The 9,464-nt window shown below is 62.8% G+C and carries 9 protein-coding genes; 4 read left to right on the plus strand and 5 right to left on the minus strand.

The annotated features are described in order from the left end of the window. Both VNS12_RS10265 and pcaQ read right to left on the minus strand, forming a co-directional pair. Nucleotides 1-1,052, minus strand: a 1,052-nt coding sequence (locus VNS12_RS10265; protein WP_325487739.1) for an inorganic phosphate transporter, incomplete at its 3' end; no start/stop codon positions are given. Nucleotides 1,053-1,157: 105 nt separating this feature from the next. Next, nucleotides 1,158-2,093: a pca operon transcription factor PcaQ gene (gene pcaQ, locus VNS12_RS10270; RefSeq protein ID WP_325487740.1), complete on the minus strand. Its 936-nt coding sequence runs from the start codon at nt 2,091-2,093 to the stop codon at nt 1,158-1,160. Between the two features lie 377 nt (nt 2,094-2,470). On the opposite strand from pcaQ, the gene VNS12_RS10275 reads away from it, so the two are divergent. From VNS12_RS10275 to dld, 4 genes are all read left to right on the plus strand, one after another. After that, a complete protein-coding gene (locus VNS12_RS10275) occupies nt 2,471-3,316 on the plus strand; it encodes a CoA transferase subunit A (protein ID WP_325487741.1) in 846 nt (281 codons plus the stop codon). A 1-nt stretch (nt 3,317) separates the two neighbouring features. After that, nucleotides 3,318-4,097 (plus strand): CoA-transferase subunit beta, encoded by a 780-nt coding sequence (locus tag VNS12_RS10280; RefSeq protein ID WP_325487742.1) that lies wholly within the window; start codon nt 3,318-3,320, stop codon nt 4,095-4,097. Continuing rightward, entirely contained in the window at nt 4,097-5,302 is a 1,206-nt protein-coding gene (gene pcaF / locus VNS12_RS10285) for a 3-oxoadipyl-CoA thiolase (protein WP_325487743.1), read from the plus strand. The genes VNS12_RS10280 and pcaF overlap by 1 nt, the downstream gene beginning before the upstream one ends. A gap of 111 nt (nt 5,303-5,413) precedes the next feature. Beyond that, nucleotides 5,414-7,099, plus strand: coding sequence for a D-lactate dehydrogenase (gene dld, locus VNS12_RS10290; protein WP_325487744.1), 1,686 nt, complete (start codon nt 5,414-5,416; stop codon nt 7,097-7,099). An 18-nt stretch (nt 7,100-7,117) separates the two neighbouring features. Here dld and VNS12_RS10295 read toward each other — a convergent pair whose 3' ends face one another. The 3 genes from VNS12_RS10295 to VNS12_RS10305 all read right to left on the minus strand — a co-directional run bounded on the left by VNS12_RS10295 (nt 7,118) and on the right by VNS12_RS10305 (nt 9,367). Then, the gene (locus tag VNS12_RS10295) at nt 7,118-7,339 is read right to left on the minus strand and encodes a hypothetical protein (RefSeq protein WP_325487745.1); all 222 of its coding nucleotides are present in this window, start codon (nt 7,337-7,339) and stop codon (nt 7,118-7,120) included. Nucleotides 7,340-7,547: 208 nt separating this feature from the next. After that, on the minus strand, nt 7,548-7,757 hold the full coding sequence (locus VNS12_RS10300) for a cold-shock protein (protein ID WP_325487746.1): 210 nt from the start codon (nt 7,755-7,757) through the stop codon (nt 7,548-7,550). Between the two features lie 239 nt (nt 7,758-7,996). Continuing rightward, on the minus strand, nt 7,997-9,367 hold the full coding sequence (locus VNS12_RS10305) for an aspartate aminotransferase family protein (protein WP_325487747.1): 1,371 nt from the start codon (nt 9,365-9,367) through the stop codon (nt 7,997-7,999). Nucleotides 9,368-9,464: the final 97 nt, after the last annotated feature.

The following is a 9,464-nucleotide window of genomic DNA, read 5'->3' on the forward strand; positions in this document are numbered from 1 at the left end:
CCGATGGCCAGAACCCACAGGGGCAATTCGACATTGTCGCCCGCCCCGCCGCCGGTGCGCACCACCTCGACAATGGCCGCCAAGGGACCGACCGCGTTGGCCACGTCATTGGCCCCATGGGCGAACGAGAGCAGCGCGGTGGCAAAGATCAGCGGCAGCTGGAACAGGGTGCCGACCTGCTTGTTGGAATTGTCCATGCCCTCGGTGCGCGCCCGGACCCAGGGCTGGACCAGAACCCATCCTGCGCCGCCTGCGACCAGACCGATGAGCAGCACAATATGCCCCTCCGGAGACCAGATGCGGGAGAGGCCTTTCATCGACATATACATGGCGAAAACGCCGATCATCAGGGCCACATAGACCGGCACCCAGACCCGCGCCGCGTCGGTCTTCTGCTTTTTGGTGAGGATGGTGAAATTAACGATGGTGAGCAGACCTGCCGCCATCAGCCCGCCCATCAGCGGCGAGATGACCCAACTGGCGGCAATGCGTGACACGGTGGGCCAGATGATGGCCGAAAGCCCTGCCGCAGCCACCCCCGCGCCAACCACGCCGCCGACCACCGCATGGGTGGTGGAAACCGGAGCGCCCAGAATGGTGGCAAGGTTGACCCACAGGGCCGAAGCCAGCAGCGCCGACATCATGATCATGATGAAGGTGGTGGTGCCCAATTCGGTGCCCGGTGCGATGATGTCGCGCGAGATGGTGGTGACCACATCGCCACCGGCCAGCAACGCGCCTGCCGCCTCGCAGACGGCGGCGATGGCGAGCGCCCCGCCCATGGTGAGGGCTTTTGAGCCCACCGCCGGGCCCATATTGTTGGCAACGTCATTGGCGCCGATATTGAGCGCCATATAGGCGGCAATCACTGTGGCAATGACCACCAGATAGCTTTGCGGACCGCTCGACACCGCAAACGTCGCCCAGATCAGGGCGGCGAGCAGGAACACCAGCGCCAGGCCCGGCGCCGCGACGGCGCGGGAGGTGGCGTGAGTCGCCTCGCGCAACTGCCGGACACGTTTGAGGTCCTTGTCGATTGCAGGTTTGGACATCGGGATCGCACGCTTTCGCAGCTATTGGGCGGATGCGGGAGGCCATAGCGAACGGCGGAGCGCTTGGCCACAGGCTTGATGACAATTCTGTCACAAATCGTGCGTTTACACCCCTTCGCGATCGGCGACCGCCGCGCGTACGGCAGCGATCAGTGCCGCTGTGGGCAGACCGGGCTCGGCCCCGGCCCGTGTGGTGATGCCGATGGCCCCATGGCTGGCCGCCATATCGATGGCCAGTGCGACAAGAGCGCCATTGGCGAGATCAGCAGCCACAACCGAGCGGGAAATGAACCACACCGCATCGGTGAGCAGCGCATAGGCCCGCCCGAAGGAATTGGACACGGATTCGATCTCGCTCGGCAGGCGGGTGATACCGGCGGCCAGCAGCAGGGCTTCGACCGTCGGGCGGATGATCGCGCCGCGCGGAGGGACCAGCGCAGGGAACGGCTCGACATGGCGCAGGGTGAGTGCCGGTTGCGCCAGAAGCGGATGCGCGGGACGCACGGCAAGCACCAGCGGCTCGGTGTAAAGATGCTCGAAGGCGAGCCCGGCCATCACCTCGGGCTCGGGCATCCGCCCCACCACGAAATCAATGGCGCCAGCGCGCAAAAGGCCCAGCAGGTGGGAGCTGGGGCCGCTTTCCACATGCACACGGCAGGCAAGCGGGCCTGTGGTGAATTTTGCCACGGCGCGGGGCACGACCTCGACCTCGACGGTGGGCAGCGCGCCGACGCGCACGACCGCATCGGCCCCATGGGCGTGGGAGACAGACTCCACCCCCTGGCGCAGGGCGGAGACCGAGGCGTTGACATAGCGCAGGAACACCGCGCCAAACTCGGTGAGCGCCAGCTTGCGCCGGGAGCGATCAAACAGCGCGACGCCGAGGATGGATTCGAGTTCGGCGAGGGATTTGGAGACCGCGGGCTGGCTGAGCCCGAGGGCTTCAGCGGCGGGGACCACACCGCCACGACGGTCGGTTTCGATAAAGCAGGTGAGGTGGCGCAGTTTTATGCGCGGGTCGAGCGGGGGAATTGGAGGCATTGGGCTCATGGCACCTTTGTGATTGGCGTTGAGGCAGCGCACCCCTCATCCGTCTCGCCCTGTGGGCGATCCACCTTCTCCCTCAAGGGGAGAAGGGGCGGCGAAGCAGTTGGATGAAAGAACTGCGCTCCCTCTGTCATCCCGGACGAAGACAAGGGAACCAGTATGCGGCACCGTTGGGGAGGAAACCGCAGCTCTGCCGGTTACTGGATCCCGGCTCAAGGCCGGGATGACACGCGGAAGAATTCCTTATCTCAGAACGCTCCTCGGGATCGAAACATTCTTTCTAGTTATACATTGACTGCCTTTTATCATTTTACCGGGCCGTCTGGCCAGTGTTTACTGAGGCATCAGTTATGTTTCCGGGATGGAGCGCTATGAGCAAGGTGATGCCGCTGGGACAGGCGGTGCGGGAGAATTTGAAGGATGGCGATGCGGTGGCCTTTGAAGGCTTTACCCATCTGATTCCGCATGCCGCGGGCCATGAGGTGATCCGGCAGGGGTTCAAGGACCTGACGCTGATCCGCATGACGCCGGACGTGATCTACGATCAGATGATCGGCATGGGGATGGCGAAAAAGGTCATCTTTTCCTATGCGGGCAATCCCGGCGTGGGCCTGTTGCGGCGGATGCGCGATGCCATCGAGAACGGCTATCCGCGCACCATCGAAACCGTCGAGCACTCGCATGCCGCCATGGCCAATGCCTATGAGGCTGGCGCGGCGGGCCTGCCCTGCGCGGTGTTTCGGGGCTATAAGGGCGCAGACCTGCCCAAGGTGAACCCGTCCATCAAATCGGTGACCTGCCCGTTTACCGGGGAAGTGCTGGCAGCGGTGCCCGCGCACCGGCCTGACGTCACCTTCATTCACGCCCAGAAGGCCAATGAGCGCGGCGACGTGTTGATCGAAGGTATCGTCGGCGTGCAGAAGGAAGCGGCGCTGGCGGCCAAGCGTGTTGTGGTGACGGTGGAAGAAATCGTGCCCGATTTCGAGGGGCTGCACCCCAACCTCACCGTCCTGCCCCACTGGACCGTGACGGCGATTGCCGTGGTCAAGGGCGGCGCGCATCCCTCCTACACCCATGGCTATTACGACCGCGACAACGCCGCCTATCTCGAATGGGACAAGGTTTCAGCCGACCGCGAGCTGTTTGCCGCATGGATGAAAGACAATGTTCTCGACGCAACGCCCGAGGCGTTCGCCGAGCGGATCAAGGGGCTTTAAGATGACCAACTTCACCCCAACGGAAATGATGACGATCGCGGCATCCCGGGCGCTGACCTCCAAGGATGTGTGCTTTGTGGGCATCGGCGCGCCTTCCGCTGCATGCAACGTGGCGCGGCTGACCCACGCCCCGGACATCACCCTGATCTATGAATCGGGCACCATCGGCACTGCGCCGGATGTGCTGCCGCTGTCGATCGGCGATGGCGAATTGTGCGAAACCGCCGTCACCACCGTGTCGGTGCCCGAGATGTTCCGCTACTGGTTGCAGGGCGGACGGATTTCGATCGGCTTTCTGGGCGCGGCCCAGATCGACAAGTTCGGCAATATCAACACCACGGTGATCGGCGATTACGACGCGCCGAAAGTGCGGCTGCCGGGCGGCGGCGGGGCACCGGAAATCGCCACCTCCTGCGGCGAAATCTATATCACGCTCAAGCAGGCCACCCGCTCGATGGTGGAAAAGATCGACTTCTTCACCTCGTTTGGCCATGGCGACGGCGGCGACCACCGCGAGAAACTCGGGATCACCACCAAGGGTCCGACCCTGTTGATTACCGACCTTGCCATCTGGAAGCCCGATCCCGTGACCAAGGAATTCACCGTAATATCGCTGCATCCGGGCGTGACCCGCGAAATGGTGCAGGAGACCTGCGGCTGGACGGTGAAGTTTGCCGACAATCTCGAAGAAACCCCGGCACCGACCGAACTGGAACTGACGACCTTGCGTGACCTTCAGGAGCGCACCAGGCGCGCCCATGAAGGCGGAAAGGCAGCGTAATGACCGAAGCCTATATCTGCGATTATATCCGTACGCCTATCGGGCGGTTCGGCGGCGCGCTCTCCAAGGTACGGCCCGATGATCTGGGCGCAATCGTGCTCAAGGCCCTGATGGAGCGCAATGGCGGCGTCGATTTCGGGGCCGTCGAAGACGTGATCTTCGGCAACGCCAATCAGGCCGGTGAAGACAACCGCAACGTGGCGCGCATGAGCCTGCTTTTGGCGGGTATGCCGGAAACGGTGACCGGAACCACCATCAACCGGCTGTGCGGCTCGGGACTCGATGCGGTGCTGACCGCCGCGCGCGCCATCAAGGCGGGCGAAGCCGAACTGATGATCGCGGGCGGCACGGAATCGATGAGCCGCGCCCCGTTCGTGATGCCCAAGGCCGAGACGGCGTTTTCACGCAACGCGGAAATCTACGACACCACCATCGGCTGGCGCTTCGTCAACCCCGTGATGAAAAAGCTCCATGGCGTCGATTCCATGCCGGAGACCGGCGAGAACGTGGCCGAGGACTATAAGGTCAGCCGCGAGGATCAGGACGCCTTTGCCCTACGCAGCCAGCAAAAGGCAGCAACCGCACAGGAAAACGGGCGGCTGGCCAGGGAAATCGTCCCGGTCACCATCCCCCAGCGCAAGGGGGACCCGGTGATCGTCGAGAAGGACGAACATCCGCGCGCGACCTCAATCGAAGCGCTGGCCAAGCTGGGCACTCCGTTCAAAAAGGACGGCGGCACAGTGACGGCAGGCAATGCTTCGGGCGTCAACGACGGCGCAGCGGCGCTGATCATCGCTTCGGAAGCGGCGGTCAGGAAATACGGCCTTACCCCGCTGGCCCGGATCGTGGGTGGCGCGACGGCGGGCGTACCGCCCCGCGTGATGGGAATCGGCCCCCTGCCCGCGTCCCAGAAGCTGCTGGCGCGGCTGGGGCTTTCGGCCAGCGATATCGATCTGGTCGAGCTCAACGAGGCCTTTGCCAGCCAGGGGATCACAGTGTTGCGTGGACTCGGGATTGCCGAGGACGCCGGGCATGTGAACCCCAATGGCGGGGCCATCGCACTGGGCCACCCGCTGGGCATGAGCGGGGCTCGCATCGCCGGAACCGCCGCGCTGGAAATGAGCCTTTCGGGCCAGAAGCGGGCGCTGGTCACCATGTGTATCGGCGTTGGCCAGGGTATTGCGGCGGTGCTCGAAGCCGTTTGACGATCGAAGGGGAGCGCCACGCCGGCCCTCCCCTTTTTCCTTGCGGCAAAGACGGGGCTTCATTTTTGCGGCCATGAGGATATTGTCCGGGCGACTTCGCAAGGATGACCCATGACCGACACGCTGCTTTCAACCTTCCGGACTATTGTCGGGCCGCGCCACCTGCTGGTGGGCGACCGCGCCACGCGGCGCTATCGCAAGGGCTATCGCTATGGTGAGGGCAAGGTGCTGGCCGTGGTGCGACCGGGATCGCTGGTCGAGCAATGGCGGGTGCTCAAAGCCGCAGTCGAGGCCGGGGTGATCGTCATCGTGCAGGCGGCCAATACCGGGATCACCGGAGGATCGACGCCCTATGGCGAGGGGTATGACCGGCCCATCGTCATCATCAACACCATGCGCATCGCGCGGGTCGATCTGATCGACAAGGGAAAGCAATTCATCGCCCTGCCCGGCGCGACGCTGGACCGGCTGGAAAAAGCGCTGCGGCCTGTGGGGCGCGAGCCGCATTCGGTGATCGGATCGAGCTGCATCGGCGCGTCGGTGGTCGGCGGGGTGTGCAACAATTCCGGCGGGGCGCTGATCCAGCGCGGCCCGGCCTATACCGAATTTGCCCTGTTCGCGCAGGTCGATGAAACGGGCACGCTGCGACTAGTCAATCATCTCGGCGTGGCGCTGGGCGATGACCCGGAAACCATTCTCGCCCGGCTCGATGGCGGTGATTACAGCGAAAGCGATATCACCTATCAGACCAATCAGCGGGCCTCGGACCACGATTATCACACCCATGTGCGCGACATCGAAGCGCCGACCCCGGCCCGCTTCAACGCCGATCCGCGCAAGCTTTATGAAGCCTCGGGCAGCGCCGGAAAGCTGGCGGTGTTTGCGCTGCGGCTCGACAGTTTTGCTGCCGATACCGAAACGCAGGTGTTTTATATCGGCAGCAATGATGCGGGCGAACTGGCGGAAATCCGCCGGCATATGCTCAGCCAATTCGAGCACCTGCCGATCGCCGGGGAGTATCTGCATCGCGACGGTTACCGGCTGACCCAGACCTATGGCAAGGACACGTTTCTGCTGATCAAGCATTTCGGCACGGACCGGGTGCCAGCGGCCTTTGCGGCCAAAAGCTGGGTGGACGGGATTACCGAAAAGCTGGGGCTGGGGAGCACGCTGACCGACCGCATCGTGCAGATATTCGTCAATCTGTTGCCCGAACACCTGCCCAAGCGGATGAACGCTTATCGCGACCGGTACGAGCACCATCTGATGCTGCGCATGGGCGGCGAGGGTGTCGCCGAGGCGCGGGCCTATCTCAATGCCATCATGCCCTCGGCGAGCGGGGCATTTTTCGAATGCACACCGCAAGAGGGCGCGGACGCGTTTTTGCACCGGTTCGCATTTGGCGGGGCGGCGGGGCGCTATCGCGCCGTACATCCAAACGAAGTCGAGGACATTCTGGCGCTCGATGTGGCGCTGCCGCGCAACGAGATCGACTGGCTGCCGGACCTGCCCGCCGCACTCGACGCGCAGCTCTCATACAAATCGATCTGCGGGCATTTTTTCTGCCACGTCCTGCATCAGGACTACATGGTGAAAAAGGGCGGTGACGTGGAGGCGATCAAGGCGCAATTGCTGGACTTGCTCGACACGCGCGGCGCGGAATATCCCGCCGAGCACAATGTGGGGCATATCTATGAGGCCAAGCCGGCGCTGAAAGACTTCTACAAATCGCTCGACCCGACCAACAGCTTCAATCCCGGCATCGGCAAGACGTCGAAGAAACGGGAATGGGCCTGAGGCCTCGGGGACGCGCAGTCAGCGTTTGGCGGCAGGGCGTTTAGCGGCACGGGCCAGAGCGGCGGCGCGCTCTTTTGCGACCCGGTCGGCGCGTTCTTTTTCAAGACGCATGGCGCGCAGGCGGATGGTCTTGGCGCGGGTCGCTTCCAGAGCGACATCTTCGAGGCGAAGCGCCTCTTTCTGCCGGGCTTCCAGCTCGGCTGCCCGATTTTTCGGGCTCATTTTCGGGGTGGTTGTCATCACTCTCTCACCCTGAGCGCCTGAAACGGAATGAGAGCAGACGCTCTGACTGATTGTTGGTCGCGCTTCCGAAGCGAATAAGTAAGATCACTTATTCTGGAAGTGCTGACTTTCTTGTTGGTCGCACTTCCGAACCGAATAAGTGAGGTCACTTATTCTGGAAGTGCTCCGGAAAAAAGAAAGGCCGCCTTGCGGCGGCCTGTCAGACTTATTCGGAGACCTGGATGTTGGTCGCCGACGAACGGCCATCACGGCCCTTTTCGAGTTCGTAGGTCACGGACTGACCTTCGACGAGGCTGCTCAGACCCGAGCGCTCGACAGCCGAGATATGCACGAAAGCATCCTGGCCGCCCTCATCGGGCTGAATGAAGCCGAAACCCTTGGTGGTGTTGAAAAACTTAACTTTGCCCGAGATCATCATGGATCCTTTCGAATGGCGAAAGTCTTGCCAGCGACATGCTGACAAGGCCGGCCCGACGATAGACGCCGTGCCTAAACGTCCTGCATTTAAGGATATCCAAGTGACCGGCAAGCCGGCAGATCAGGTAGCCAAGAGCATCAAACGTGTTGCGTCATCATATAGTGCTATTGCGGTTGAAACAAGGCCTGTTCACATCGCGGTGAACGGGACGGCAGCACCGCCCCGTTGCGCTCAGATCAGCCAAGGATCGCCCGCGTCGCCTGGGCCGTCTTGTCGACAACGATATCGGCCTCCTCGCGCGTGAGACAAAGCGGGGGGGCGAAACCGATGATATCACCCTGGGGCATGGCGCGGGCAATAACCCCGAGCTTGACCATTTCGGCAACGATGCGGGGGGCGACTTTTTCGTCGGCGTCAAAAAAGGTGGTGGTGTCACGATCCTTGACCAGTTCGACGGCGCACAGCATCCCCTCGCCGCGGATTTCGGCGACATTGGGGTGATCGCCCAGCGCTTCGGCCATCCGGGCGTTGAGATAGGCCCCGGTCTCGCCGGCGTTGTTCACCAGCCCAAGCGTATCGATCAGCTTGAGGTTGGCCACACCGGCGGCGGCGCAAATCGGGTGGGCGGAATAGGTCCAGCCATGGCCGATGGGCCCGTTTTCATCGGTGCCGCGCATCAGCACCTCCCAGACCCTGTCGCCGATGATCGAGCCTGACAGTGGCGCATAGGCCGAGGTGAGGCCCTTGGCGATGGTGATGATATCGGGGCGCATACCGTAATGGTCCGAGCCCATCATGGTGCCCAGCCGCCCGAAACCGGTGACCACCTCGTCGACGATCAACAGGATATCGTGGCGATCGAGCACCTGCTGAATGGCCTGCCAGTAACCAGCGGGCGGAGGCACGATGCCGCCGGTGCCCAGAACCGGCTCGCCGATAAAGGCGGCGATGGTGTCCGGCCCCTCGCGCTGGATCAGCGCTTCGAGTTCATTGGCGCAATGGGCGACGAAATCGGCCTCGCTCATCGCCTTGTCCTTGCGACGCAGATAATAGGGCGCTTCGGTGTGCAGGATCGGGGAGAGCGGCAGATCGAACTTATTGTGGAAGCTCGCCAATCCGGTCAGCGAACCGGTCATCAGGCCCGAGCCATGATAGCCGCGCCAGCGCGAGATGATTTTCTTTTTCTCGGGCCGCCCGAGGATGTTGTTGTAATACCAGACCAGCTTGATGTTGGTTTCGTTGGCATCGGACCCGCCAAGGCCGAAATAGACCTTGCTCATCCCGGCGGGCGCGCGGTCGAGGATCATCTTCGAAAGGGTGATCGAGGCCTCGGTGCCGTGGCCGACATAGGCATGATAATAGGCCATCTCGCGCGCCTGCTCGGCGATCGCGTCGGAGATTTCGGTGCGGCCATATCCGGCATTGACGCAATAGAGCCCGGCAAAGGCATCGAGCAGGCGATTGCCGTCGCGGTCCTCGATATAGACCCCCGATCCCCCGGTGACGATCCGCGTGGGCGTCTCACCGCGCGCATGCTGGGCAAGATGGGTTGAGGGATGGAAGAAGTTTTCCCGGTCCCAGTGGTCGAGTTGATCGTTGGTCAGCATGGCGGTGATCCTTGGTGGTTCAGTCTTGAAAGATTGTGCGTGGGGCGGGCTCTGCGCACCCCTCATCCGACCTTTCGCTGTCGCGAAAGCCCACCTT

The organism is Pelagibacterium sp. (genome assembly GCF_035555455.1).
Taxonomy (GTDB): Bacteria; Pseudomonadota; Alphaproteobacteria; order Rhizobiales; family Devosiaceae; genus Pelagibacterium.